Raw genomic sequence first — 25,766 nt, forward strand, 5'->3', positions numbered from 1 at the left:
TAGTCTCTGGGCTGAATATACCGCGGAACTAGCAGCCTAACGGTCGTTCAACCGACCCATCGCAATCGGTCAAAAATAACTTGGCGATACCATTCTTGGTCCACCATTTCCTAAACATAACGGTGGACCAGTTCAGTTGGGGAGGCTCAGGTAACTGACACCACAACCCCCGCCCCTGGCGCAAGCTTGCGTGATACGATCGTTTGCAGGGCTTACACGATCTCGGCGCCAATGGTGATCGCGTCGCGCCCTACATGCGGCATGGAGGCGTGGCCGCCTTGCCCTTCTATCAGTATCTCGAAAAGGCTTTCGCTGGAGCAGATTTGTCCCAATCGGGTTGAAACTTGACCCACAGGTGCGCCGGGCAGGTTGTGGACGGCATAAACCTCTTCGATTGGGAACCTCTCCAACACGCCCTCTTCGATCATAGCCTTTGCGCCGAGCCCATGTTCTTCGTTCGGTTGAAACAGGAACACGGCGGTGCCATCGAACCCACCATCCAGAGCCAACGTCTTGGCGGCGCCCAACAGCATCGTCATGTGACCATCATGGCCGCAGGCATGCATTACGCCGCTGTTCTGCGATACATGATCGTGGCGGCTGGTCTCGTGGATCGGGAGCGCGTCCATATCGGCGCGCAGGCCGATGGCGCGATTGCCGGTGCCGCGTCTCAGCACACCAATGACGCCGACGCCCTTATGGACTTCGATACCCGCGTCGCGGAGAAATTCCGCGACTTTTGCCTTGGTTCTATGTTCTTCGAACCCAAGCTCCGGATCGCGGTGAAACGCATGGCGCAACGCGACAAGGTCTGTTTCAGCCATTTGAGTTCCCTCGCATCTGCACCCTCCGGAAGAGAGGCCAAAGTTGACAGGCACGGGCAGTGGTATCCTGCAATCTTTGCCAGCATTCCTTACGGGCCAATCACTTCCTCCCTGGCAATGCGTCAGGCTGTGTTGAATTGCATGATCATATCATCCCAAACCGGCACAAGTTTCAGCAACTCGTCCCAGAAGGATTGATCACGGCGCCGGTCAAAGTCAGGCAACGAGATTCCCTGCTGCTCAACCCAGGTATAATACCCAAGGTTGAAGATGCGTTCCCGGTCAAACCGGTCAAGTTCCTGCACATGATCAATCCCGGCCCCCAATACATGACGCCCGAAGGTCTCAGCCGCGGTGACATCCTTGAAGGTCCCGCCAAAGTATTTTTCTTCGGCGATATCCATCTCGGTCTGGTACATGTCGGCGCCATCGGTCGCGACGGTCAGGACCACGTCACTCTCGCTCAGATCCATGTATCTGGCGTATTTGATCGCGCCCAGAACATTGACGATTGAGGACAGGCCGAAACTGGCAAGACCCGCAATCGTCTTTTGATCGACAGCTTTGTAGTCGGACAGGTATTTGCGGCCAACCGAGGTGTTGAAAACAAGGTTCAGCCCGTCACAGTCCCTGTCAGAAACGCCGATCACGAAATCGGACCCCATGACGTTGTGGATCAGGGGTACGTGTTTGTCGCCAATGCCCTGAATGTTGTGTTCACCGTAGCCATTGTAAAGCAGGGTGGGGCATTCAAGCGCCTCAATCGCGCCGGTATCGGTGCCAAGCGCCTGTTTGAGATGATCACCCGCCGCCAATGTCCCGGCGGACCCGGTGGCGGCGACAAAGCCGCGTGGCCGCAGATTGCCGGCCGCGTTCACATGCTCGAAAATCCGCTGCAATGCCGGGCCCGTGACCGAACGGTGGATGATGTAATTGCCGTATTCCGCGAACTGGTTCAGGATCAGGTTCTCCGGGTTCCCGGCCAGCGTGTGACAGGCGTCATAGATTTCCTTGACGTTACTTTCGGTGCCGGGGGTTCGGTAGATGTCGTTCGGATCCGCCAGCCAGCGGTTCAGCCAGTCGAACCGCTCCCGGCTCATGCCTTCGGGCAGAACCGCCACCGACCGGCAGCCCAGCAGCGTGGCAATGGCGACACCACCACGGCAATAATTGCCCGTGGATGGCCACACCGCCCGGTGGCGCGAGGCATCAAAGGCACCTGACAACAGCCGCGGGATAAGACAACCATAGGCCGCCAGAACCTTATGGGTATTGATCATCGGAAAACGGTTGCCCAGAGCGACCACAATTTTGGCCTTCACGCCGGTCAGGGCCTCGGGCAGCACGATATGTTCCGGCACGTCGACCAAGCTTTGACGGTCTGCGCCATTGTGCCAATGCACCCGGAACAGGTTGCGCACATCCGGTGCGTCGGGATCAGCCTCGGCAATGGCCTGGGCCTTCTCGGAAAGATGGCTGGCCGGATCAGCCAGTTCGGCGATCCTGGGCAGAACCACTTCCGCCTCGCGTAGCTTTTCGACATTGCGATCATATGCAGCTTGATCGACGATTTGGTTCTCCAGACCGGGGGTCATTTCGGGTTTCCTTTGTCAGAGGTGTGACCGGCGCATCGAGCGACGCGCCGGTTGCCGATCATGCTACAAAAAGATCAATATGTCCGGGGCCGCAGATGGGCTCATAGCCATCTTCCGTGACAAGATAGCTGCCACCTTGCGTGATGCCGATCTGTTCATCGACAAACTGCAGGCAGGAATGCGCGTAGAACACCATGCCCGGCGCAAGGATCTTGTCAGACCAACGGTTGATGGTCAGCGAGCCGACCCAGATCGGCGGATAACCGACACCGAGCCCGGTGCCGAACATGGCCATATAGGCATCTTCGCGACCTGCCCGCTTCAGCGGCTCGATCGAGGCCGCTTCCATATCGGCAATCGGCTTGCCTGGGGCAACCTGCGCCAGCGCGGCCTCTAGTGTTTCGTTGCCAAGCTCGTAGAGTTCACGAACCAGCGGCGAGGGTTCTCCGGCTGCAAATGTGAACATCGACACCGCGTGGTACCGGTTGGAGACGCCGGCAAATTCCATATGCACGACGTCGCCGGCTTCGATTTTCTTGTTCATCGGTGTCGAGTGCATCCCGGCCGTACGCGATCCGGTGGCACAAAGCGTGGGAAGAGCGGAAAACTCGCTTCCGGCGGAACGCATGGCGTATTCCACCTCGGCGGCCAGCTCGCCCTCGGTCATGCTGACTCGCAATGCGGATTGCGCGGCTTTCCATCCGATATCGGCGTATTTGCCGGCCTGACGCACATGAACCAGCTCGGCTTCGCTTTTCTGGAACTGCAGCGTGCTGAACAGCACCGTCGCATCACCCAGCGTGGCGGGCTCAAGTGCCTTCACCAGCTTGAAACCATACTGCGCGCTGCAGGCATAAGAGCCGAAGTCAACGGCAATGCGGCCATTCCCCATACCAAGATCGTTCGCGATACCCGCGATGACTTCAAGGGGATCGGCAAAGTTGAGCTGGTAGCTTCTGACATCGGGCAACCAGGATGTTTCACGTGCATTGACCACATCAATGTTGCGCACAAGCAAGATCGGATCGGCGTCGCCCTTGGTGGCAAAGATCAGGGCCTGCGGACTGAAATACGAGCAGCAATCGAAGCCGCCAAGATAGTTCAGCAATTCGGCGCCGACGCAGATTGCGCCGTCATAGCCTTCTGCCGCAAGTGCCTGACGGGCTCGGGCAATGCGTTCGCGATGTTCAGTCGCCGGGAAAACGGCAAATTGCGGTTGGGACATGGTTTTCACTCTCCTTGTGCGCTGGGTGTAATCTGTGCGCAATTGACAAGTTCGACTTACGCATCACGCGTGGCCGCGGTCCTTATTCGATCACCGGCAGGCTGGACGGGGCTCGCCGGGACAACAACTGAGCCCCGTTTTCACGGACTACGATGTTTTCTTCATGCAACATGTTGAACCCGTTCCCGAAGCTCATGCCCGGCTCGATGGTGATCGCCATCCCCGGCTCAAGAACGGTCTGGTCGTAGGACGTGTGCGAAGGCCATTCCGTCAATTGCATGCCAAGCCCGTGGCCCAGACGGCCTACATCCCCTTCGCTGGCACCGTTGGCAGCCATGACGCCGGACATCGCCTTGAACAGGTCGACGCAGGTAGCACCGGGCACTGCGGCCGCAATCCCGGCCTCGGTCGCGGCATAGACCACGTCATAGGCCCGGCGCATGTCGTCGGTGGCGTGGCCAAAGGCAAAGTTGCGGTCAAAGTCGCAGAAGTACCCGTCAAACATGGCGCCGGTATCCAGCATCATCATGTCTCCGGGGCCGAGGACACGGTTGGTCGGCTGTTTGATCACATCGGCAAAACCGCCCGGACCTGAACTGCCGACCAGGTAAGGCACTTCGTCGGCGCCGTTTTTCAACAGCTCGATCCGCATCCGCGCAAAGGCCTCGCGCTCCGTCATACCCATCTGCACAAATTCGGGAAAGGCCTCGAACGTATCGGACGCGATCGCGCAGACATGGGCGATCTTTTCGATTTCGGCCTCGGATTTCACCATCCTCTGCGCCCGCACAATGCTGGTGGCGTTCACAAAACGATCCGCGCCCACACGCGCGCGCAGCTTGTCAAAATCAGCCGCCGGCATGCGCACATGGGTTTCATGCCCCATCGGCGTGCCGATTTTGCCGGTCGGTCCCGCCAGTTCGTTCAAACTCTCCGCCAGCAGCGATATACCGTCATCGTCAGGCCGGGGTGCAGGCCATGTGCGGATGTCTTCGATCCAGGTGATCGCCATACAGGCAGCACCGATACCCGGAATGACCGCGACCGGCTTGCCCTGAAGCGGAATGATCAGGAACCACGGACGCGCCGGGCTTTGCCAGAAGGGTGTATGGAAGCCGGAGTAGTAGCGAACCTCGGCCTCGGTCGACAGCAGCATCGCGTCCAGCCCGCGGCTGGCCATCCGGCTTTGCGCTTTTGCCGTGCGCGCCTCGAACTCGGACGTTGCAAAGCCACGCTGCGGCTCGGGTCTTGTGGTGGTGTTCATCAACGTGGCCCTCCTGCGACTTGTGCGATCACGCTTTGACTCTTGCGTTTGAGGGGTCATACATCGGGCGCAGGCTGGCCTTGGCGGCGATGCGTTTGCCGGCCACGGCGATCTCGTAGGAACCGTTGGTCAGGTCCTTGGCGGAACCGCCTTCGGGGATCGAGACCATGCCAAGGGCCACCGCCCCGCTCAGCGAATGACCATAGCTGCCGGTGGTCACGGTACCGACAACTTCACCATCCCGGTAAATCGGCTCGTGGTGGTAGATAAACGCCTCCGGGTCCTCCAGAAGGAACTGCATGACCCGGCGGTCGCCCCCGGTCTCGCGATGCCTGGCCAAAGCGTCGCGCCCGATGAAGCCGCCCGGTTTGCCCAGTTTGCTGGCAAACATCAGACCGGCCTCGACCGGGGTGTCAAAGCCCGCCATGTCATGGCCCCAGTGACGGAATGCTTTTTCGACACGCAGGGATTCCGCCGCATGGAACCCAACCAGCGCAGGCGGCGTTCCCTTGTCACCGGACAGAAGGTCTTCGAGCAGCGCACCGGCAAACTCGCTGGAAACATAGATTTCCCAGCCCAGTTCGCCCTGATAGGTGATCCGCTGCGCACGCACCCGCACCCGGCCGATGTCAAGCTCCTGCCAGGTGCCGAACGGAAAGGCCTCGTTGGACAGGTCGGTCTTGGTAAAGTTCTGCAGGAAATCGCGGGCCCGCGGCCCCATCAGGCCAAGAACCGCTTCCGCCGCAGTGATATCCGTCACCGTCAGGAGGGCCCCATCCGGAATATGCGCCTTGAGCCAGTGCAGATCGCGGTGGGCTGTACCGGCGCCTGTCATGACCAGGAAGCGGTTTTCGGCAAGGCGTGCAATGGTCAGATCGGCCTCGATCCCGGCTTTGTCATTCAGCCATTGGGTATAAACCACATTGCCTACGGGAACGTCGATTTCATTGGTCGAAATGTATTGCAGACATTTCAGCGCATCCGGGCCTTCCACCTGGAATTTGGCGAAAGGAGACAGGTCGATCAGCCCCAGATCTTCGCGCAACGCTTTGTGTTCACGTTCCCAATGCTCGACGAAAGGCGCCCGGCCAAAGGCATATTCATACTTGGGCTCCACCCCTTCCGGGGCAAACCACATCGGGCGTTCCCAGCCAGCGCCTTCCCCAAAGACCGCACCTTTTTCGATCCAGTGATGGTGGAACGGCGAGCGCCGCAGATCGCGTCCGATCGTGCGCTGCTTGTAGGGCCAGTGCATCTGGTAAAACAAAGTCAGCGTTTCCGGCACGCGTTCTACCAGATAGGAATGGTTCGACTGGAAATCGCTGAACCGGTTTACATCCACATCGGCCAGATCCATCGGGGCCGATCCCTGCATGATCCACTCGGCCAGCGCCTTGCCCGCGCCGGGACCACTTTGAATACCGGTGGAGTTGAACCCGCCCGCCACGAAATAGTTCGGGCACTCGGCCAGACTGCCAAGCACGTATTTTCCATCCGGCGTATAGCTTTCCGGGCCATTGAAGAAGGTGCGCATGCCGACATTCTGGATGGCAGGAACACGTTCCATCAAATATTCCAGAAGATCGTCGAGATGCCCGTCCGGGAAGGGCAGTTCGTCAAAGGAAAAGTCCTCCGGAATACCGCCCTCGGGGTTCCAGGCCATCGCATTGGGTTCCGAGAAACCGATCAGCAATTTGCCTGCATCTTCTTTGTAATAGGCGCCTTCGTCATAAACGCGCAGCACCGGAAGATCCGAGGCCAGCCCCTCGATCGGATCGGTGACAACATAGAAGTGCTGGTTCGCCTGAATGGGCAGCTTCAGCCCGTGGCTGTCAGCAAAGCTGTGCGCCCAGATCCCTGTACAATTGACCACATATTCCGCGGCGACATAGCCCTGATCTGTCTCGACACCGGTGGCACGGCCACCTGACATGGAAACCTGCCGCACCGTGACGCCTTCGCGAATGACTGCCCCGTGGCTCCGAGCGGCTTTGACCAGCGCCATCGTCGTGTCGATCGGGTTGGTCTGGCCATCATTCGGAAAATGAACAGCCCCGACCATGCTGTCGAGATTCAGCATAGGCCAGAGGCTGCTTAGTTGCTCCGGGGAGAGTTCGTGGGCTTCGATGCCTTGGCCAATGGCGGAATCGCGCTTGCGCCGCAGCTCTTCCATACGCGCCTCGGTCAGAGCCGTCGCGATGGACCCGTTGCGCTTGAAACCTGTTGCCTGACCGGTCTCGGCCTCCAGGCGCTCCATCAGGTTCAGGCCATACTTGGCCAGCTCCGTCATGGCGGGAACGGCTTGCATTTCGCTGACCAGACCGGCAGCATGCCAGGTGGACCCGCAGGTCAACCTGTCCCTCTCAAGAAGGAGGATATCGTCCCATCCTGACTTGGCCAGGTGATAGGCCACCGAGCTGCCGACGATGCCGCCGCCAACGATGACGACCTTTGCCGATTTGGGAAGTTCCTTTTGCATCTGAGACGCCTTTCGTAGTCTGCCTTTGTGGTCAGCAGTTAGTGTCAGTAGCTTGTGCCGGGGGTATCGACGTTGTGCTTTTCGTCACCCTTCAGAGGTGGGTTGAAAACACACATCAAGCGCAATTCTTCGGTCGCGCAGAGGCGGTGGCGATCGTGGTTGTCGAGCACGTACATCACCCCCGGCGCGATCTCGTATTCGGTGCCGGTTTCCAGATCGGTGATCGATCCTTTGCCTTCGATGCAATAGACCGATTCAAGGTGGTTCTTGTACTGGATCTCAAGATCGGTGCCTGCCTTGACGATCGTGTCAAGGAACGCAAATCCCATGTTGTCGGATTCGATCAGCAGGCGGCGGCTTTGGCCATTGCCCCAGTTGACGTCCCGCTCGGTTCCGATAATTTCATCCAAGGTTCTCACGAACATGGCTGTTCTCCAATTCTTTTGGTTTGGGCTGATCGCATCAGGTCAGCGAATGCGCGCCCCGAGACGTCTGGGTTGCGATATGGGCGCTTTCAACAAGCCATTCCCAGAATGACAGGGCAAAGGATCGCAGGACGTAAAGATCGAACTCTTCCCCTTCCGCGACCCGGTGGATCAGCACCCACATGTGATGAATTCCGGTCTGGGCAAATGCCCCAGCGGGGAAAGACCTTTCATCGAAGTCGATCGGGGCCCCGCGCGACAACAACGCCGCCGCACCCGGCCCGCTCAGCCGAATTCGCACGCGCGATTGGTCCTGCTGGCTAAGGGTGCCCTTTTCGTTGTCCAACACCCCTTGCAGCGGCGCAAACAGCGCGCCCTCGTCAGAGACGATCATCAATCTGCGCGGCCCCACGCGGAACACCGTTGTAGCCGCGGTTTTTACCGCGATTCTGGTGTCTTTCGGGATCTCCGCCTCGAGGGTTTTCCCAACCGACGCAAAGATTTCGGTTTCGGTGTCGGACCAGGCCGAGGCCATGACCAGATCTGCCATCGGCATTTCCTGGCAGGTCAGACCCGCTGCGAGTTCTACGGCTCCGGTTGCCACCGGCGCCAAAGCTGAACGAGTATCAGGCACGGGCTTTTTCTCCTTCCGGATCGTAGAAATGCGGTGTTGTGACTTGAACGGGGATAATGGTGTCATCCACCGTATCCACGACATTGACGGTTTTTCCGATCAGGGATCGTCCACCTTTCAGCAGGCCAAGACCGATCACCGAACCGACAAGCGGGCTGAAGGCCACGGCGGTGATGTAACCCTGCCCGTGTCCCTTCGGCGTACCGTCAGAGACATGCAGCATTGATCCGCCTTTGATCACGGCCTTTGGATCAACCGGGCGCAGGCCAACAAACTGATGCCGATCCGGGGTCAGCAACCCCTCGCGCTGCGCCAGCACCTGACCGATATAGGGTTTCTTGGTACTGCCCATTTTGCCCAATCCAAGATCGTCCAGTGTTGTCCGCCCGGTGATCTCGGATCCGGCAACATGGCCTTTTTCCACCCGCAGGGCACCAAAGGCCTCGATCCCGACAAGAAGCATGTCATGCGCCGGACCGGCCCCCCAGATGATCTCCTGCAAGGCTTCACCATGCCCGGCTGGCGTATAGATTTCGTAGCCTAGCTCACCGGTAAAGGTGATGCGGATCACCCGGACAGGCAGGCCGCCAATCGTGCCTTCAACCGCCCCCATGAAGGGCAGGGCCTCGGCAGAAAAGTCAATGTCACTGTCTAGGCTTGCCAGCAGATCCCGGGCGTTCGGGCCTGTCACGGCAAGGGCCGCCCACTGATCGGTGGCCGACGTGACCTCGACCTTGAGGTCGGTCCAGTCGGTCTGAAGCAGGAATTCCAGATAGCTCATGACCGCACCGGCGCCCGCGGTTGTCACCGTCATGAAATAATGGTTCTCGGCCAGCCTTGTGGTGGTGCCATCGTCAAACACCATGCCGTCTTCACGCAGCATGACACCATACCGCGCCTTTCCGACAGGCAGGGTCTTCCAACCGTTGACATAGACCCGGTTCAGGAACTCGGCGCCATCCGGCCCCTGCACGTCGATCTTGCCCAGGGTGGACACGTCGATCAGCCCGACAGATTTGCGCAGATCGCGCGCCTCGCGGATATAGGCCGCCTCTACGTCTTCGCCTGACTTTGGATAATACCACGCCCGGTCCCAAATCCCGGTTTCGATAAACACGCCACCATTGTCCAGATGCCATTGGCGCAGCGGCGTGTGGCGTCGAGGCTCGATCACATGCCCGGTATCGTGCCCGGCCAGCGCCCCTGCCGCAACGGGTGTAAAGGGTGGCCGGAAGGTTGTGACACCAACTTCGGGGATTGTCTGGCCACGCAGTTTTGCCATCAACGCCAGTGCAATGACGTTGCCGGTTTTACCCTGATCCGATGCCATCCCCTGCGTGGTGTAGCGCTTGAGATGTTCAACCGAGACATAGCCTTCGAGATGCGCCTGCGCGATATCAGACACACCGACGTCATGCTGCAGATCGACAAATGCTTTCTTCGCTGAAACCCCTGCTTTGCCGCAAACTTCCCAGACCGGTTGCAGCGGTTCCTCCCAACGATCCGAAAGATCAAGCGGTCTGATGTTGGAGGCGTTGAATGCGGCGTCAAAACCGCAGGCTTGCGCGGCTTCGGCGCCCTTCTGGTGACCGCTTCGAATGCAGTTCGACGTTGCCATTTCGCCAGTGGCAGAACCCGCAATGCGAAAACCTTCTTCGATGGTTTCACCGGGAACAAAGCTTGCCAACGCCTCGTCGAATGCCGGTTTTCCGCTGCGCTGGCCCAACAGATGCAGCGTTGGGTTCCATCCACCCGAGACACAAAGCAAATCGCAAGCCCTGATCTTGACGGCACCCTTTATTTTTCCGCTTTGCAGATCAAACGGCGCGATCTCGACCGAGGCAACGCGCTTTCGACCGTTCGCCTTGACCACCGCGTGGCCTGATCGAATGCTTACTCCGCTGGCTTCGGCCTGCGCATATAATGCCGCCGGGGTCTTTGGGCGTGCATCAACCAGGATGACTTTCGCACCGGCCTGCGCCATGTCGCGGGCGGTCAGATAGGCGCTGTCGTTATTGGTGAAGACAACAACGGATCGCCCGGCAAGCACGCCGTAATGGTTCAGGTAACCGCGCGCCGCATTGGCCAGCATCACACCGGGAAGGTCGTTGTTGCCAAACACGATCGGACGTTCCATCGCACCTGTTGCCAACACGGTCTGGCGGGCACGCATGGTCCACATCCGCTGCCGCAGAACAGGTTTTTGCGAGGGGGTGACATGATCTTCGACCCGCTCGACCAAACCGAAACTGCCGTGGTCATAGGCGCCAAACACTGCACATTTGGTCAAAATGCGGACATTATCTGCGGCTTCGAGAATGGCGATTTGTTCGGCAATCCACGCATCGGCGTTCTCGTCGGCCGACGTGTTCAGCAATGCACCGCCCAGTGTCGACGATTGCTCAACCAATGTAACCCGGGCCCCGGTTTTTGCCGCGGCGACAGCCGCCGACAAACCGGCAGGGCCGCCACCAACCACCATGACATCACAAAATCCATGTACTTTTTCGTAATGGTCCGGATCTTCAAGGGTGGTTGCTTCACCCATCCCGGCTGCTTTGCGAATGAAGTGTTCATACAGCATCCAGGATTTCCGGGTCGGACCCATGAAGGTCTTGTAGTAGAACCCTGCACTCAGGAACCGGGAGAACTTGTCGTTGATCGACATGAAGTCCATGTCAAGCGACGGCCAGGCATTCTGGCTGCGCGCGGTCAGGCCTTCGAACAGATCAACCACGGTCGCTTGCGTGTTGGGATCAGAACGGCCCCCGGTGTTCAGGGTGACCATGGCATTGGGTTCATCCACCCCCAGTGCGTAGACCCCGCGGGGACGGTGGTATTTGAAGCTTCTGGCCACTAACAGCCGCCCGTTTGCAATCAGGGCAGAGGCTAGTGTGTCGCCGGCAAAGCCGTGCATCTGCTTGCCATCAAAGCTGAAAGAAATGGGTTTGCTGCGGTCGACACGACCATAGTTTTCAAGGCGAACAGGTCCTTTAGTCATTGGCTGTTTCCTCACGCCCCGCCTGGATACCCTTGGCATCGCCTGCCAGGTGAACCGATGTGATTTCATGGGTAACCGTGTCCCTCTGGACGACAATCCACTGGCGGCAGCCATAGCTGTGCTGCCAGAATTCACGGTGCATCCCGCGAGGGTTGTCGCGGAAGAACACATAGTCCGACCACCGATCCATGTCGGTGTCATCATGCGCCGGGCGCTGCCTCAGGGCGTCGCCGCTATAATCAAATTCACGGTGATCGCGCAAGCCGCAGCAAGGGCACTCGATTCTCATGTTCCGAACCCTCTCTCAGTGATGGCCCGGATAGGGTCCGGTGCCGCTTTCATTGATGGTTACGCCCCGGCGGAAGCGGTCGATCGTATAGCCTGCGCTCAGGGGGTGAGGTTCGTCTCTTGCGATTGTGTGCGCCAGGCACCAGCCCGCGCCGGGCGTTGCCTTGAAGCCGCCATAGCACCATCCGGCACTCATATAGAGGCCTTCGACCGGGGTTTTGTCGATGATCGGGCTGCCATCCATGGTCATGTCCATGATGCCGGCCCAGTGACGCAGAATGCGCAGGCGCGACAGGCAGGGCATAAGGGCTTTGCCGATGCTCAGAACATGCTCGACCTTGGGAAGATTGCCGCGCTGTGAATAGGAATTGTACCCGTCCAGGCTACCGCCGAGAACAAGGCCGCCCTTGTCCGACTGGCTTATGTAATAGAGCATGCCGAACGATGCGATGACACAATCAACCAACGGCTTGATCGGTTCGGTCACGAACGCCTGCAACAGGTGGCTTTCAATCGGCAACCTGAATCCGGCCATTTCGGCAAGAACGCTCGAGTTTCCGGCGACTGCAGACGCAATTTTGGGTGCCCGGATGTTGCCGCGCGTGGTTTCCACGCCGACGATCCGCGAGCCCGTCCGGATAAAGCCGAGCACCTCGCATTGCTGGATGATGTCCACACCCTGCTGATCCGCGGCGCGGGCAAACCCCCAGGCGACGGCATCGTGACGCGCGGTTCCGGCGCGCTGCTGGTAGACACCCCCAAGGATCGGGTAGCGCGCATTCATCGACATATCGAGATAAGGTGCTTTTTCATGCACTTCTTCGCGCGTGAGGAAACTTGCCTCGACCCCGTTCAGCTTCATGGCATGTGCCCGCTGACGCCCGGCATCAAGCTGGCCGTAGGAATGCAGCAGCCCCATGTAGCCACGCTGAGAGAACATCACATTGTAGTTCAGGTCCTGGCTCAGACCTTCCCACAGCTTCAGGGAATGCTCGTAGAATTGGGTGTTGCCGTCTTCCATGTAGTTGGAGCGCACGATGGTCGTGTTGCGGCCAACATTCCCACCGCCCAGCCAACCCTTTTCCAACACCGCGATCCGTCTGACGCCGTGCTCTTTTGCCAGGTAGTAGGCCGTCGCAAGCCCATGCCCGCCACCACCGATAATGATGACATCATAACTTGGCTGCGGATCCGGATCGCGCCACGCACGCTCCCAGCCTTTGTTGCCGCCAAGCGCTTTGGCGAAAACCTTGAGGCCTGAGTATTTCGTCATAGGGTCCACTCCCGCTACCCTCCCCAATCCGTGTTTCACATTCACAACTTTGGGTGTCTTGAGTCACATGAATTTCCAGCGCAGCTATGAGTTTTCCTCTCGATGCCGGCTTTGATTCGTTTACCGATTTTCGATAAATGTAGACGTAAGTTGTAGTATGTTCGGGTTTTCAGCAATTGACTTAATCTGATGAATGATGGAGAAAAACTCAAATGACCAGTGAGAAAAATCGCAAACCTCTTCCCTCAGTGAATGCTCTGAGATCGTTCGAAACCACAGCCAGACTTGGTAGCGTGACCAAGGCAGCCGGAGAGTTGTATGTAACCCCTTCAGCGGTGAGTCACCAAATCCGAAAGCTTGAGGAAAGTTTTGGGATGTCTCTCATCGACTTTTCCAACGGCAAGGCGGTTCTGACCGATTCCGGCGCAACGCTGTACCCAGGGTTAACGGATGGCTTCATGCGCATTCGTGAAGCCGTCTACCTGTTGCAAGACCGAAGCCTGATCAAAAGCCTGACCATTGCCGCACGCCCGCTCTTTGCCTCGAAATGGCTCTCGCCTCGGCTTGACCGGTTTTGGGAAATGCACCCCAATATTGCCTTGAGAATGCGGTATCTTACCGAGAAACTCGATCTTTCCAACGACGCGGTTGATGCTTCTATTGAATGGTATTCAGAGCCTCCGCCCGGTGCAAATTACATTTGCATGTTTCCGGCGGCCCTATCTCCGGTCTGCAGTCCCTCTATTGGTGTTGACCCAAATGCCAATAATCTGCCTGAGAGCCTTAAGGATGTAGTTCTGCTAAGAGAAGCCAATCAGGATTTTTGGAGAGATTGGTTAAAGCAGCTCAACGCCCCCGATTTCCGACCAGGGCGTACCGCCTTTCTTGACGATGGAACTATCCGTCTCAATGCGGCGATCAGTGGCAAAGGTATCGAACTGTCCGTGCCTGTTTTCCTGAAAGAAGAGTTCGAAAAAAAATTACTAATCGAACCTTTTCCGGAAACACGGCTGGATGGGCACTACTATCTAATTCTACCACACCAGTTGAATGCCAACACCAAAGCCTTCCGGGACTGGATATTGGAGGAAATCCCCAAAGAGGACGAGATCACAGACTGACCTGGACCTCCTGAAAATCCGGCTTCAAACATGGATCATCGGCCCCGGACGGGTATTTGTTGTCGCGCCCGGACTTTGCTTGGTGTCAACCCGTGAACCTGCCTGTATCTATTTGACAAATTGGAACAATTGGTAAAACCGGTCGCTAAGGCGACTTCCTGAATCGAAAGATTAGTTTGCAATAGCAACTCATGTGCTCGTTCAACTCTGAGGGACATGTAGTACTGCATCGGAGAGGTGCCCAAGTACTTGTTGAACAAGCGCTCCATCTGCCTGATCGAAATCCCGCATAGATGCGCAATTTCCGACGCAGGTAGGATGCTTTCGATGTTCTCGACCATCAATTCCACCGCGCGCCTGATCGGTTTCGGCAAGCTTTGCAGTCGCTCAACCTGCGATCCGGGTTGTCTGCACTGCCCTTCACGAGCATGAGACACCAGCAACTGATTGCAAACGGTACTGACAGAATCTTCGGACATCTGGCCGACGATATCCAAGGCCAGATCCAGAGTCGCCAGCTCACCAGCGCATGTCCCGCCCCATGAGCTTTTCACAAAAAGCGCATTGTTCACGCCGACATCCGGAAAGACTTCGGAAAATGATGCCATCGAATTCCAGTGGATCGTCGCCTCTCCGTTATTGAGCAGGCCTGCCTCGGCCATGTACCAGACGACACTGCCGGCCCCGTAGACCTGAACTCCCGAAAATCGGACCTTGCGCAAAAACCTTCGCAATCCCTGTACCTGCTCCGGCGAAACCGTCGGCCCACTGCACAGAATGATAGCGGTCGGCGCCTGGGAATGGTGGGAATTGGCGAACAGGTTTTCCGCCACCTCGTCACAACTGATCTGCCCACCGCTGCCGGATCGTACAATACGCTGTTCCAAACCGGCCAACTGCAGTCTTACGTACAGCCTTGGGAATTCTTGAGACAGGATATTGATGGGCTCGACGATCGAACCCAGGCTCAGAAACGAAAACCCGTCTAAAACCAACACAGCAATAGTCTTGGCTTGAGCCGCAAACGCTTCCATTTCCGGATTGATCATGATCAGGTTACCGCGTCTCTGCGCATTCGGGACATGCGCCGCTCGCCAATGTCTTACATGGAAACAAAAGCAAGTGGCGCATGTCCCGTTGCCTGCTGGCCCGGGGGGAGTGGTACCGGTCAGCTCTTGGGCAATAGCGATTTGCCCGGGTGCTTGAAGATCTGCCCGAACCCTTCAAGCTCATCCTTGATTCCAGCGCGGCGCAGGCAGCTCCAGAATTGGGCCTGGTTCGAAGTGATCACAGGCTTGCCGGTGGCTTTTTCAATCTCTTCCACCGCCTCCAGGGACCGGATTCCACCGCAGCTTAGGAAGATTACATCTGCGTCGGGATGATCGATCTGGATCGCAAACTCTTTCCAGTATTCCGGGGTGACAAGCCCCATTTCCCATCCGCTAGCGATGTTAAGGCCTTGAATATCCATCACTTCAAACCCACGCTCGAGCAGGAACTCGGCTTCGGCAGTGTTAATCTCGTCCAGATAAGGCGTGCCAACCACCAGTTTCTTGGCACCAAGCTCGTTCAGGGCATCCAGAACACCCTGGACAAGGCACATGGGTTGCGCCCAGGGCGCTCCCTTTTTGATTTCGGACATAACCCTGTCTTCACCGATCACGATCGAGCCCGACGTGCAGCTGTAGCTGACCACATCAGGTTCGGCCTCGGGCTGAATCCGACTGGCTGCATCAGCCATATGTTCAATATGGCGCGCCAATGTTTCATTGGTGGTGTGGTCTTCGGTCTTCAGGCGGGTAACATAAACCGCTACCCCTTCAGGTGCCATATCTTTGAAATCGCCTTCCGCCGACGGGTCCGTCGACATCAGGATAAAGCCCAGTTTTGCACGATGGTGCCGACCCGCATCCAGTATCGGTTTCCACTCTTTGGACGTGACAGTGTCACCAGATTTGAACATTGGAAGTGCTCCGTTTTCCAAACAACAGTATGAGATACCCCGATTTGCGCAGGGGATTGCAGCAATCGCTAGACTGCTTCGCGGACCGCGGACAGGAATTGTTGTGTCCTTTCCCGTTGCGGATTGCCGAACAGCTCGGCCGGTGAGCCCTGTTCTTCGATCTGGCCGCCGTAGAAGAAGCAGACCCGATCCGAAATGTCGCGGGCAAAGCCCATCTGGTGAGTTACCATCAGCATGGTCAGATTGTGCTCCGAAACCAGTTGCCGGATCACATTGGTCACCTCGCCGATCACCTCCGGGTCCAGGGCGGAGGTCACCTCGTCGAACAGCATCACCTTGGGCCGCATCGCCAGCGCCCGGGCAATTGCCACCCGCTGCTGCTGGCCGCCGGACAGGCGCGAAGGATGCTGATCCTTCTTGGAGATCATGCCAACCATCTCCAAGAGCTCTTCTGAGCGGTCGCGCGCCTCCGCCTTCGAGAGGCCCAGCACCTGCACCGGCCCCTCCATGCAGTTTTCCAGCGCAGTCATGTGCGGGAACAGGTTGAAGTGCTGGAAACACATGCCGATATCGGCGCGGCGGCTGCGCAGGTACCGTTCGTTGGCGGGCACCAACTGTCCGCCCTTGGGCATATGGGTCAGCGGTTTGCCATCCACATAGATCACCCCGCCGTTGATCCGCTCCAGCGTCATCAGCATCCGCAGCACGGTGGTCTTGCCCGACCCGGACGGGCCGATGATCGACACCATCTCACCTGCGGCGACATCCAGATCCAGGTCGTCCAGAACGGTCAGCGCCCCGTAGGATTTGCGCACCTTGCGAAAGCTCACCATCGGAGTGTCTTCACCTGTCATCTCAAGCGGAAAGCCAGCCTTGTCCAGCATCGTTACAGTCCCAGTTTGCGGCGCACATACCCTTCGAACAGCCGGATCATTCCGGCCGCCGGCAGGGAGATTGCCAGAAAGATGATGCCAACCATCGTGTAAGGCTCCAGGAACCGGTAGTTTTCCGACCCGATGGCATTGGCGGTATGAATAAGCTCGGCAACCCCGATCACCGATAGCATCGGCGTGTCCTTGAAGATGCCGACCAGATAGTTGCCCATCCCGGCCAGCGCGGGCGGGATGGCCTGCGGGATGATGACCCGGCGGTATTTCTGCCCCGTGGTCATGTTGAGCGCAATAGCCGCCTCCCATTGGCCCTTGGCCACACTTTCAATGCCTCCGCGATACACTTCCGAAAGATACGCGGAATAGTGCAGGCCAATGGCAATCATGCCCGACATCCACGGCGACAGGCGGATGCCGAATTGCGGACCGACATAGAAGACAAAGAAGATCTGCAGGATCAGCGGGGTCGAGCGAATGAACTCGACGAACTCGCGCACCACGAATGTCAGCACCCGGGAAGGTGTGCGTTGCGCCAGCGCCAGCGCCATGCCCAACACGATCGCAATGGCATAACCGGCCGCCGCTGCAATCAACGTGTTCCCGGTTGCCTCGACCAGGCGCGGGAGGATTTCCCAGGTAAAGTTCCATTTCCATTCCAACATGGATCAGGCCCTCCCAAGCTTGCGCGCCATAAAGCGCTCAAGCCAACGCATGAATGGAGTGACGAGGAAACGCGCCAGGATGTAGTAGATAATCAGAGCCGCCCCAAAGACCTGAGCAGACAGGAAGGTCGAGGCGTTGATCTGTCGGGATTCAAACATCAGATCGGCAACTGAAATCAATGACACGAGCGCCGTGCCCTTGAGCAGTTCAATCATCAGGTTCCCCCAGGGTGGCAGCATATTGACCAATGCCTGGGGCAGTATTATCCGGCGCATACGCTGTGCGGGGCTCATGTTGATGGCCAAGGCGGCCTCCCACTGCCCTTTCGGGACGGAAAGGATACCACCGCGCACGAGTTCGGCACCGTAGGCCCCAATATTCATGCCAACCGCCAGATAACCAGCTGTGAATTTATCGATCGTGATGCCAAAGAGGGGCAGCACAAAGAAAATCCAGTAGAGCTGAACCACCAGAGACGTGCCGCGAAAAACCTCGATGTAGGTTATCGCCGTGCTTCGCAGCACAAAATTTGACGAGAGCTTCATCAAGCCCATGGTAAGTGAAACAGCAATACCCAGAGCTGCGGCGCAGAAGAACTGGATGACGGTAACACCGGTCCCCGACAGCAGGCGTGGCCAGTACTGGATAATGAATTCTGTCAGACTCATCAGTTCCCCCCCCCACAAAAGAAAAGACGCAAAAGCGGCGGGTCAATTGCCCCGCTGCTTCATAAGATCAACGATTGCCACAGACCCATTCCGCGGTCTTATCGCCGGGAAGGTTGCCATTGGTGTAGCCGTAAGGCGCAACAGCCTTCATCATCTCGTCCGAGCCGATGTAGGTTGCGATTGCCGCGTTGAAGTTCGCCATGAAGTCAGCATCTGCTTCACGGAAGCCGATACCTACCCAATTCTGTGTCCATTCCGGCAATGCACCGGGATCAGTCACGTCCACCGCTTCATCGGATTCAGCCAGGTGATTGGCCTCGAAATAGGTCATGCCACCGGCATCGGCACGACCGGCTTTGACCGCTGCCAGGATCTCGGAAGGGCCAGGAACCTGCATGATCATCGCGTCGGTCAGGCCCTCTTTCTTAGCCGCCTCGACGGTGTTGTAGCCCGCGCCGGTTGCCAGGATCGCGTTAGAAGCAAGCATGTCCTGATAGTCCTGGATACCCTTCGGGTTGCCTGCGGGAACGATGAACGCATCGCCTGCCTGAGCGATCGGCTCGGAGAATTCTATGTTCTTGCAGCGGCTGTTGAGGATATAAAGACCGCCTGTAATCAGGTCATAACGGTTGGCCTGTAAGCCCGGGATCAGCCCGCCCCAGTCGGTCACCGTCGTCTCAATGTTGTCATGGCCCATCGACGCCAAGATACCAAGGGCAATTTCATTGACGAAGCCTTTGGCTTCCCCATTCTCGTCCGGGTATCCCCAGATCGGTATGTTCGCAAATCCAATCCGGATCGGTTCGCCGGCAGCGATCCGGTCCTCGATCGGACCAGCAAAGACCACGGCGGAATTCGCCAGAAGCGCAATACCAGCCGCAGCAAGATATTTGGTAAACTTGATCATTTCATTCTCCTCCACATTTTCTGAAAGCGCGTTTGACGCGGAGCCGAACTTGAAAGCGTCGAACATCCACTCACTGACGCGTAGCCACACACTGGCAGATCATCCCCTGCGGCTTCTCCCTCCCGGCTGCGTATGAACAGTTGAGATATTCTTGAACCTGATCTCAAGTCCTACGACAGCACAGGCTTGCCGAGTAACATTCTTTCAATTGCCGGCATTCGGCAATTGAAATAATATATACCTGAGTTGAGGTTTCCTCAACTCGCAACGCTAGCTGCTCAACTGGCTCACTGTACCATGCAAGTCCCGGCCAGGTCCTGATGGCTAACAATTTAACGATCGGCATCAAACCAAGACTGCAATGTGCAAGCAAGGAGGCCGGTGCGGAACAGTTGATTTTCGCTCTCTTTCCAGACAGCAACATCAATCGAAGAAACTCAACAAAGTACTCAAGGCAGGTTGCGGCTCTTCGCAGCTAAGATCGCCATGCTGTCGAAGAGATACCCAAGCGCACACCTACTCGGTCGCAGCGAAAGGGAGGTTTGAGTTTCACTCCTCAGACCGGCTGTCAATGACTACAATCGGAAATTCCTCTGCGATGCAACAAGTATCGTGCTGCACCTGCGAGCGAGTGCTGCGCCAGCAAACACCCGGAACAGCAACGCCCACTTCGTCCCGCGTCTGACGAGTTCATGCGGCGAGCAGCAAAAGTCGATCCATACCAAACTGGCCCTTGGCGCAGATCGCGGCGAAGGTGTCAGGAGAGCCCCAAAGGCGACTTTCACAGCGATGACCACGTCTCACAAACGGTCAATCTACCTGCCGGATTCGGTGAATAATGCCCAATCTGGATCGTGTTGCATGAATAGATCTGAGGCCACATTTGCCCCTTTCCCCGGTTCGCTATGCGACACGCTCATAGGCCGCGCGACCGAGGTGGGTCATGCGGTTCAGGGCTTTGACGGCGATCTTGGTTTCGGTCGTCTGGATCTCCATTTTCCGGCCCCGCAGGGCGGGTCCGATCACCTGCTTGTAGCGCCCGATCTGGGCCTCACCGAGTGACCTCTGGCCATAACTGGTCGCCTTTTGCCAGGCCATACGACCGTTCTTGGCGATCATCTCGATATGGGCGTTGCGGCTTAGGCAATCACCAGCGACAGCGTTTTTTGGCGGCGGTATGATCAACTCGACCTGCGGGCCGAAGGCCTCCCGGATCGTTGCCGCGGTTGGAGAGCCGTCATAGGCACCGTCACCGATGAACAGGCGAACCGGACCGGCCACATCGGCCAGGAGATCGGTCAGAGCGCCGGGGTCACCGACTTGTTCAGTCGTCAGGCAGGACGCCACAAGCTCGCCGCTCTCCGGGTCGAGGCCGATATGCAGTTTGCGCCAGGTTTTTCGGGTCTTCGACAACCCATACTTCTTTTGCATCCAGTCGCGACCGCCTTGGACACGCAGCCCTGTGCTGTCCACAATCAGCGTTATCGGGTCGCTTGTCGGTCGCAGGCTCGACGTGAATTTCAACGATTGCCCCCGGCGACAAAGCGTCGAGAAATCCGGCACGGAGACGTCAACCCGCATCAGCCGCAGCAAGCTGCGCACGAAACCCTGCGTCTGCCGAAGCGCGAGCCCGAACACCACACGCAGAGCCAGGCAGGTTTCAATCGCCAAGTCTGAATAGCGCTGCTGGCCACCGCGCTTTCCAGCGCGGCGCGCGCTCCACCCGAATACCGCATCCTCGCTGAACCAGACCGTCACGTCACCACGTTGGCGCAGAGCCTCGTTGTAATCTGTCCAGTTCGTGACCCGGTACTTTGCTTTCGCAAACTTATCCCGCCGTGACGCGTTGTGTTTGAACGGCATCCAACAATCCTGTCATCAAACCAACCGACCAGCTACGACTTGGAAGCGATCTGTGCAACACGGCCCCGAAATGGCCATCTTCAAATACGTCAACGGCTTCTACAATCCACGCCGACGGCATTCAGCCTTGGGCTGGAAAAGCCCCTTGGCCTTCGAAAGAAAGGTCGCTTAAGTGAGCAAAAGGAGCGGCATCAAACCGTGACAGGTCCAAACCGAAAGCGTTTTGGGTATATCGCATGACAACTGTGTTCTGTAAGATTTACCAGATAACTCATAATCGAAGCCGACCTTCGAGACGCTAGCTGGGTGAACGCAGACGTTGTTCATTCTCCCAATTGGAGACTAGAATGAATACCACAGTCTTGTCGCTGCGCTCGCTCTTCTTCTCCGTAGGCATGATCCATCTCTCTACAGCTGCTCTGGGTACACTTGTTTCCCTACGAATTGCGGAATCGGGCAGAAGCCAAGAGGCGGCTTCATTTATTGCTGCAAGCTATTCGCTGGGGTTCTTGCTGGGGTGCTTCTTTATCTTCCAACCGCTTGCACGCATTGGCCATATCAGGGCATTTGCCGCGTCGGCTGCGTTGTGCAGCCTTTGTGCTTTGCTATTGTCTTGGGCGGACAACACGACGATCTTGACGCTCGCCCGTTTTGCTACGGGACTTGCAACCGCTGCCCTTTATTCCATCGGTGACGCATGGATTAACGACACGGCTCCTCCGAACGCGAGAGGTCGAGTACTATCAATTTACTATATTGTACTGGGTATTACCTCGGTTGCGAGCCAGGCTTTCATCATTCTGTTTTCAGGTGATCTTTCCGAAGCGTTTGTTGCGATGTCCGCCTTATACTCTGTCGCCATAATTGTTCTCGCACCGACAAGAACGTCGCCCCCCGAAGTTCCCGAGCAAGCCAACCTAAGGCTGAGGGCGTCTTTCAAGGACTCTCCGACAGCGTTCATCGGAGTGTTTGTGAATGGTTTTGTGCTGGCCCTTCTATTGAATGTTTTGCCATATCAAGCATCGGTTGGTGGACTGGATGCGAACTTGATCGCATTTGTTGTGGCCGCTTTTTACCTGGGGCGGATCGTGTTCCAGTTTCCGATTGGGAAAGCTTCTGACCAGATGGACAGGCGGTATATCATTGCGGCTATGTCGTTGTGCGCAGCAGTTACAATCATGGTGCTTTCGATTGCGTCCCAGGGCGATGGGTTCACAGTGGCTGGGGATGACGGGCCCATTTTGCAGTGGGTCATGATCATTGGGTCCATTGTTCTCGGCGGTTTGATCATGCCGCTTTATTCGGTGCTCATCGCCCATGCGATGGACCGCACGGTCCCGGTCTATGTCGGAGCAACTGCTGTTACGATGTTGTTCGTCTTTACCGTTGGCAGCGTGGTTGGGCCAATTGCGGGTGGTATTGGGTCGGTAATCGGCAACGACAGGGCCATCCTATGGATGTGTTGGGGCCTCATGCTGCTGTCAGGTGTGGTTGCGATCTTGCGAACCAGGGTGAGGGATAGCGTTCCCCAGGCAGAGGCAGCCACAGGCGTCGCGGCGTCTCCAACATCTGTTTCAATCTCACCTGACGAGAAGCGGCCTGACCGAGCCGTTTTGAAAGCCGTGCTTGAACAAGAAAAACGAACGTAAACAGGCTGATCCGGCCGAGTGAATTGGCCCTTTTATCCGAAGCGGTACAAAGGCAAACATTGTCAGGGGCCATCGTCGGCGAATGACAGTTGCCAGCATTGAGATGGCAGATTGAAAAGCTCTTGGGCCACAGACCTAAGGCAAAACTAGGAGATCTGTTGCGAAGTTTCTGACTGAACCAAAAGTCTACACCAAGGCCGCAGCGGTGATGTCACGTTAACTTGCCGTTTGGTTGTTCATGTCCGTAATTGGACGTAGGTGACATCGATGAAGTCATCGCTAATCAGCTACAAGCGCCACCGGTTTCCTCCTCAGATCATCGCGCACGCGGTGTGGCTGTACCTTCGCTTCAATCTGAGCCTGCGGGAAGTTGAAGAGATGATGTTGCAGCGCGGGATCGATGCGTCTTACGAAACTGTCCGGCGTTGGGTCATCAAATTCGGACCGACGATAGCTCAAAACTTGCGGCGGAGACAGGGTCGTCCAGGTGGTGTCTGGCATCTGGATGAAGTTGCCGTGAGAATTTCAGGTCGCAAGTACTGGCTTTGGCGGGCGGTTGATCAGCATGGCGTCGTGCTGGACGAAATACTCCAACCCAGGCGGGACAAACGGGCTGCAAAACAGCTGTTGCGCCGCCTGATCAAGCGTCTTGGTTTCATTCCCAAGCGGATCATCACGGACAAACTACGCTCATATAGGGGTCGATTCAGGCTGAGTGCAGAATAGGGCGTTTAGCAATTCCTTGAATTTGTCGGACACAGACCCTTCGCCGCGCGACGCCTGACCAGGAAAGAAGCGCAACAGATAAGTCATCTGCGCCAACAGGGCCACCGGAGGCGTCGGCTTTCCTAAGCACATTGATTTTGATGTGGCTTTCACGGTTGGTCAGCCCTGTATACGACATATGAATAGCCTGCGTTAACAAGCTGCACCGCATTACGTTCTTCAAGTGCGGACTGCGCCATCCGCGTTAGAACAGACTGCCCGAGGTCCGCCTCACCAGCGCTAAACGCGACGAAAGCAAGCGCATTATAGATTAAGTACCGGTATTCGCCGTCCGTTTCACCGGTTGCAGCGATCTTGCGTGCGCGTTGCAGGGCCCACGAATTGTACTGCGCGGATTGTTCATTGAACGAAGCGCGTCTCGCAAATTGCCCAGCCACATAGGCATAATCATGTGGATGGAGAGTTTCTTCTGCATGATCCATCAAAGCGGATAGAACGTGGATCGGGAAATTTTTAGTATCCAAATACAACCAAGCAGCGCCGGGTTCATCAATGCCAGAAAGCATGCGCTTTGCCTTATCAATATCCCCGACATATGCGCTGACAGACGCGATTTCCCGGCGCGCTTCGCGGGCGAGACCGGAGCGCTCCCACGGCATTGAACCGCTGACCAGCCCATAAGCAATGATTTTCGACGGTTCACTTGGGAAGAGGCTTTCAGCAATGCCAAGACGGTAGGTCACTTCGTCGATTGTCGCTCCGGTGAAGTAGAGAGCCCGCGCTGCGTGGATATGGGCAAAAACTTCAAAAGGCGTATTTGTCTTGTCAGCAAGCTTCTCCATTCTGTCGGCAAGGCTTTGAGCAAATACCAGATGTCCAAGTTCGGCGCTACGCAGAGTTACCCGCGCCATAAGGTCAAAATCCGGCCATGGTTTGCGTTCCGCGTGAAGATCAAAAGCTGCTGCCAAGTAGGAACGAGCTTTTTCGTCATCACGTTCGGCCTCGGCTGCGATCAAAAGCAGACGTGGATAGGACGCGTGTGAAGGCGAAACTAACTTCAGAACGGTTTCCGCGCCAACAACTTCAAAAACCTCATGCGAGAAATTCGGAAAGCGGGCACGCCCTTTGGCAAGGCGCAGAACCTCCTCGACACCTCCTCGATCTTCGAGGCGTGCTTTCAATTCAGCGGCGTACGCAATTTGCCAAGCCTGAGCTTTAGGAGAACCCGCCTCAAACCATGACACAATGCGCGATGCCATGGCTGCCACAAGTTGTGCGTTTTTCTGAGAAAGGGGGATATCGGGTCGGATAGGGCGAACACCGTAGGGGTCGTCTCCCAATAGAACAAGGCTCGCCAACCAAAGATCACTTGCATTCGCATGAGGCGCCTGCACAAGGGCAGCATCGAGGTCGAGCCCACTTTGCAAGGCTGCCACTAACCTATGCGTTGAAACAGACTTTGATGCGATTTCAGTTGCCGCCTGGGGTGTCTCACCCCGATCAAGAGCAAGCTGCATAAACAACTGCTGCGCGTCATCGATGCGCCCAACTACTGAAAGCTGGTTGAGCGGTCGAGTGTCTATTGGCTCTGGGTAGTTTTCATTTAGCAGATGAACGCCGGCATCCAGCAAGCAGTCGGCGGAGATAGCGGCGGAACAGGTTCTGAGCACGCTCGCGCTTGATGACCTGTCGTGCAAAAAAGGAACCGCAACCACTACAACTACAAGAAGCACGATTGCCAGAAATGTTTTTGTAGCACCGTTACGCATTTTGCCTCGCCTTAGGTGAAATGCCTGGATGTCTATACATCGAAAATATGGGAATTAGTGTGGCATCAACGAAAAAGTCCGAGTGGCTTGAAAGTGGCAGGCTGAGGGCAGGATTGGGCTCTTTGCCCGAGTTCACCACCCGACGCACGAGTGGAGGGGTGTTGTTGCTGTATGCGTTCACAGGCTTTCCGCTTTCATTTTCCGCCACCTGTATTCCCCAGTAAGGATAATGTGTGCCCATCCGAGGGGTGAGATATGCGCGAGAAGGTATTCTGGCGTGTCCAATCCGGCCCTTTTCCTTTGCGCGACGGCGAAGCCAAGTTGCTTGGTATTCCAGTAGATGATGATGGCTGTGAGTAGGTTTAGACCGGCGATGCGGAAGTGTTGGCCTTCGGTCGTGCGATCCCTGATTTCCCCTTGCCTACCAATCCGCAGAGCGTTCTTTAGGGCGTGATGAGCCTCACCCTTATTGAGACCGATTTGAGCGCGGCGCTGCATGTCGGTATCGAGGAGCCATTCGATGATAAACAACGTGCGCT

At 56.9% G+C, this 25,766-nt stretch carries 20 protein-coding genes and 2 pseudogenes; 3 read left to right on the forward strand and 19 right to left on the reverse strand.

Going from position 1 to position 25,766, the window contains the following annotated elements; translation table 11 throughout:
* Positions 1–149 precede the first annotated feature (149 nt).
* From ACR0AO_RS23795 to ACR0AO_RS23840, 10 genes and pseudogenes are all read right to left on the reverse strand, one after another.
* A pseudogene (locus tag ACR0AO_RS23795) lies at positions 150–824 on the reverse strand (amidohydrolase); the annotation flags it as partial.
* Between the two features lie 122 nt (positions 825–946).
* Positions 947–2,419, reverse strand: a complete 1,473-nt coding sequence (locus ACR0AO_RS23800) for a pyridoxal-5'-phosphate-dependent protein subunit beta (protein WP_480609154.1) — start codon at positions 2,417–2,419, stop codon at positions 947–949.
* A 58-nt stretch (positions 2,420–2,477) separates the two neighbouring features.
* Positions 2,478–3,644 (reverse strand): M24 family metallopeptidase, encoded by a 1,167-nt coding sequence (locus ACR0AO_RS23805; RefSeq protein WP_480609156.1) that lies wholly within the window; start codon positions 3,642–3,644, stop codon positions 2,478–2,480.
* Between the two features lie 82 nt (positions 3,645–3,726).
* Positions 3,727–4,908 (reverse strand): M24 family metallopeptidase, encoded by a 1,182-nt coding sequence (locus tag ACR0AO_RS23810; RefSeq protein ID WP_480609158.1) that lies wholly within the window; start codon positions 4,906–4,908, stop codon positions 3,727–3,729.
* A 28-nt stretch (positions 4,909–4,936) separates the two neighbouring features.
* Positions 4,937–7,387, reverse strand: coding sequence for a GcvT family protein (locus tag ACR0AO_RS23815; protein ID WP_480609159.1), 2,451 nt, complete (start codon positions 7,385–7,387; stop codon positions 4,937–4,939).
* Positions 7,388–7,431: 44 nt separating this feature from the next.
* Positions 7,432–7,812: an ectoine synthase gene (locus tag ACR0AO_RS23820; protein ID WP_480609161.1), complete on the reverse strand. Its 381-nt coding sequence runs from the start codon at positions 7,810–7,812 to the stop codon at positions 7,432–7,434.
* Positions 7,813–7,849: 37 nt separating this feature from the next.
* Positions 7,850–8,446: a sarcosine oxidase subunit gamma gene (locus ACR0AO_RS23825; protein WP_480609162.1), complete on the reverse strand. Its 597-nt coding sequence runs from the start codon at positions 8,444–8,446 to the stop codon at positions 7,850–7,852.
* Positions 8,439–11,447 carry a sarcosine oxidase subunit alpha family protein gene (locus ACR0AO_RS23830; protein ID WP_480609163.1) on the reverse strand — a complete coding sequence of 1,003 codons (3,009 nt, stop codon included), beginning with the start codon at positions 11,445–11,447 and terminating at the stop codon, positions 8,439–8,441. Before ACR0AO_RS23830 ends, ACR0AO_RS23825 begins: the two co-directional genes overlap by 8 nt.
* The gene (locus tag ACR0AO_RS23835) at positions 11,440–11,736 is read right to left on the reverse strand and encodes a sarcosine oxidase subunit delta (protein WP_480609165.1); all 297 of its coding nucleotides are present in this window, start codon (positions 11,734–11,736) and stop codon (positions 11,440–11,442) included. Before ACR0AO_RS23835 ends, ACR0AO_RS23830 begins: the two co-directional genes overlap by 8 nt.
* Positions 11,737–11,751: 15 nt before the next feature.
* Positions 11,752–13,008, reverse strand: a complete 1,257-nt coding sequence (locus ACR0AO_RS23840; RefSeq protein ID WP_480609167.1) for a sarcosine oxidase subunit beta family protein — start codon at positions 13,006–13,008, stop codon at positions 11,752–11,754.
* Positions 13,009–13,220: 212 nt separating this feature from the next.
* Here ACR0AO_RS23840 and ACR0AO_RS23845 point away from each other — a divergent pair, with 212 nt between their 5' ends.
* Positions 13,221–14,129: a LysR family transcriptional regulator gene (locus ACR0AO_RS23845; protein WP_480609169.1), complete on the forward strand. Its 909-nt coding sequence runs from the start codon at positions 13,221–13,223 to the stop codon at positions 14,127–14,129.
* A gap of 35 nt (positions 14,130–14,164) precedes the next feature.
* On the opposite strand, the gene ACR0AO_RS23850 is transcribed toward ACR0AO_RS23845, so the two are convergent.
* The 7 genes from ACR0AO_RS23850 to ACR0AO_RS23880 form a co-directional block, all read right to left on the reverse strand.
* Entirely contained in the window at positions 14,165–15,178 is a 1,014-nt protein-coding gene (locus ACR0AO_RS23850) for a GlxA family transcriptional regulator (protein ID WP_480609171.1), read from the reverse strand.
* Between the two features lie 119 nt (positions 15,179–15,297).
* Positions 15,298–16,092, reverse strand: coding sequence for a maleate cis-trans isomerase family protein (locus ACR0AO_RS23855; protein ID WP_480609173.1), 795 nt, complete (start codon positions 16,090–16,092; stop codon positions 15,298–15,300).
* 68 nt (positions 16,093–16,160) lie between these two features.
* Complete coding sequence (gene ehuA / locus ACR0AO_RS23860; RefSeq protein ID WP_480609175.1) at positions 16,161–16,976, reverse strand: ectoine/hydroxyectoine ABC transporter ATP-binding protein EhuA; 816 nt, start codon at positions 16,974–16,976, stop codon at positions 16,161–16,163.
* Between the two features lie 2 nt (positions 16,977–16,978).
* Positions 16,979–17,644: an ectoine/hydroxyectoine ABC transporter permease subunit EhuD gene (ehuD, locus tag ACR0AO_RS23865; protein WP_480609177.1), complete on the reverse strand. Its 666-nt coding sequence runs from the start codon at positions 17,642–17,644 to the stop codon at positions 16,979–16,981.
* A 3-nt stretch (positions 17,645–17,647) separates the two neighbouring features.
* Complete coding sequence (ehuC, locus tag ACR0AO_RS23870; RefSeq protein WP_480609179.1) at positions 17,648–18,313, reverse strand: ectoine/hydroxyectoine ABC transporter permease subunit EhuC; 666 nt, start codon at positions 18,311–18,313, stop codon at positions 17,648–17,650.
* Between the two features lie 67 nt (positions 18,314–18,380).
* On the reverse strand, positions 18,381–19,220 hold the full coding sequence (locus ACR0AO_RS23875) for a transporter substrate-binding domain-containing protein (protein ID WP_480609181.1): 840 nt from the start codon (positions 19,218–19,220) through the stop codon (positions 18,381–18,383).
* A gap of 903 nt (positions 19,221–20,123) precedes the next feature.
* Positions 20,124–21,083: an IS5 family transposase gene (locus ACR0AO_RS23880; RefSeq protein ID WP_480609183.1), complete on the reverse strand. Its 960-nt coding sequence runs from the start codon at positions 21,081–21,083 to the stop codon at positions 20,124–20,126.
* Positions 21,084–21,430: 347 nt separating this feature from the next.
* On the opposite strand from ACR0AO_RS23880, the gene ACR0AO_RS23885 reads away from it, so the two are divergent.
* Positions 21,431–22,732, forward strand: a complete 1,302-nt coding sequence (locus tag ACR0AO_RS23885) for an MFS transporter (RefSeq protein WP_480609184.1) — start codon at positions 21,431–21,433, stop codon at positions 22,730–22,732.
* Positions 22,733–22,999: 267 nt separating this feature from the next.
* Positions 23,000–23,428: pseudogene (locus tag ACR0AO_RS23890) on the forward strand (IS6 family transposase); the annotation flags it as partial.
* Between the two features lie 179 nt (positions 23,429–23,607).
* On the opposite strand, the gene ACR0AO_RS23895 reads toward ACR0AO_RS23890, so the two are convergent.
* Both ACR0AO_RS23895 and ACR0AO_RS23900 read right to left on the reverse strand, forming a co-directional pair.
* On the reverse strand, positions 23,608–25,227 hold the full coding sequence (locus tag ACR0AO_RS23895; RefSeq protein WP_480609186.1) for a hypothetical protein: 1,620 nt from the start codon (positions 25,225–25,227) through the stop codon (positions 23,608–23,610).
* Positions 25,228–25,404: 177 nt separating this feature from the next.
* The coding region (locus ACR0AO_RS23900) for a Tn3 family transposase (protein WP_480609187.1) at positions 25,405–25,766 on the reverse strand (362 nt) is incomplete at its 5' end.

This window comes from Ruegeria sp. AF8, from assembly GCF_056541825.1.

Excerpts from the sequence above, each read along its gene's own strand:
- ACR0AO_RS23845 (WP_480609169.1), top strand. The coding sequence starts at position 13,221 with ATGACCAGTGAGAAAAATCGCAAACCTCTTCCCTCAGTGAATGCTCTG.
- ACR0AO_RS23835 (WP_480609165.1), bottom strand. The coding sequence starts at position 11,736 with ATGAGAATCGAGTGCCCTTGCTGCGGCTTGCGCGATCACCGTGAATTT.
- ACR0AO_RS23840 (WP_480609167.1), bottom strand. The coding sequence starts at position 13,008 with ATGACGAAATACTCAGGCCTCAAGGTTTTCGCCAAAGCGCTTGGCGGC.
- ACR0AO_RS23850 (WP_480609171.1), bottom strand. The coding sequence starts at position 15,178 with ATGATCAATCCGGAAATGGAAGCGTTTGCGGCTCAAGCCAAGACTATT.
- ACR0AO_RS23830 (WP_480609163.1), bottom strand. The coding sequence starts at position 11,447 with ATGACTAAAGGACCTGTTCGCCTTGAAAACTATGGTCGTGTCGACCGC.
- ACR0AO_RS23875 (WP_480609181.1), bottom strand. The coding sequence starts at position 19,220 with ATGATCAAGTTTACCAAATATCTTGCTGCGGCTGGTATTGCGCTTCTG.
- ACR0AO_RS23800 (WP_480609154.1), bottom strand. The coding sequence starts at position 2,419 with ATGACCCCCGGTCTGGAGAACCAAATCGTCGATCAAGCTGCATATGAT.
- ACR0AO_RS23885 (WP_480609184.1), top strand. The coding sequence starts at position 21,431 with ATGAATACCACAGTCTTGTCGCTGCGCTCGCTCTTCTTCTCCGTAGGC.
- ACR0AO_RS23895 (WP_480609186.1), bottom strand. The coding sequence starts at position 25,227 with ATGCGTAACGGTGCTACAAAAACATTTCTGGCAATCGTGCTTCTTGTA.
- ACR0AO_RS23805 (WP_480609156.1), bottom strand. The coding sequence starts at position 3,644 with ATGTCCCAACCGCAATTTGCCGTTTTCCCGGCGACTGAACATCGCGAA.
- ACR0AO_RS23880 (WP_480609183.1), bottom strand. The coding sequence starts at position 21,083 with ATGCCGTTCAAACACAACGCGTCACGGCGGGATAAGTTTGCGAAAGCA.
- ehuD (WP_480609177.1), bottom strand. The coding sequence starts at position 17,644 with ATGTTGGAATGGAAATGGAACTTTACCTGGGAAATCCTCCCGCGCCTG.
- ehuA (WP_480609175.1), bottom strand. The coding sequence starts at position 16,976 with ATGCTGGACAAGGCTGGCTTTCCGCTTGAGATGACAGGTGAAGACACT.
- ACR0AO_RS23810 (WP_480609158.1), bottom strand. The coding sequence starts at position 4,908 with ATGAACACCACCACAAGACCCGAGCCGCAGCGTGGCTTTGCAACGTCC.
- ACR0AO_RS23855 (WP_480609173.1), bottom strand. The coding sequence starts at position 16,092 with ATGTTCAAATCTGGTGACACTGTCACGTCCAAAGAGTGGAAACCGATA.
- ACR0AO_RS23820 (WP_480609161.1), bottom strand. The coding sequence starts at position 7,812 with ATGTTCGTGAGAACCTTGGATGAAATTATCGGAACCGAGCGGGACGTC.
- ehuC (WP_480609179.1), bottom strand. The coding sequence starts at position 18,313 with ATGAGTCTGACAGAATTCATTATCCAGTACTGGCCACGCCTGCTGTCG.
- ACR0AO_RS23815 (WP_480609159.1), bottom strand. The coding sequence starts at position 7,387 with ATGCAAAAGGAACTTCCCAAATCGGCAAAGGTCGTCATCGTTGGCGGC.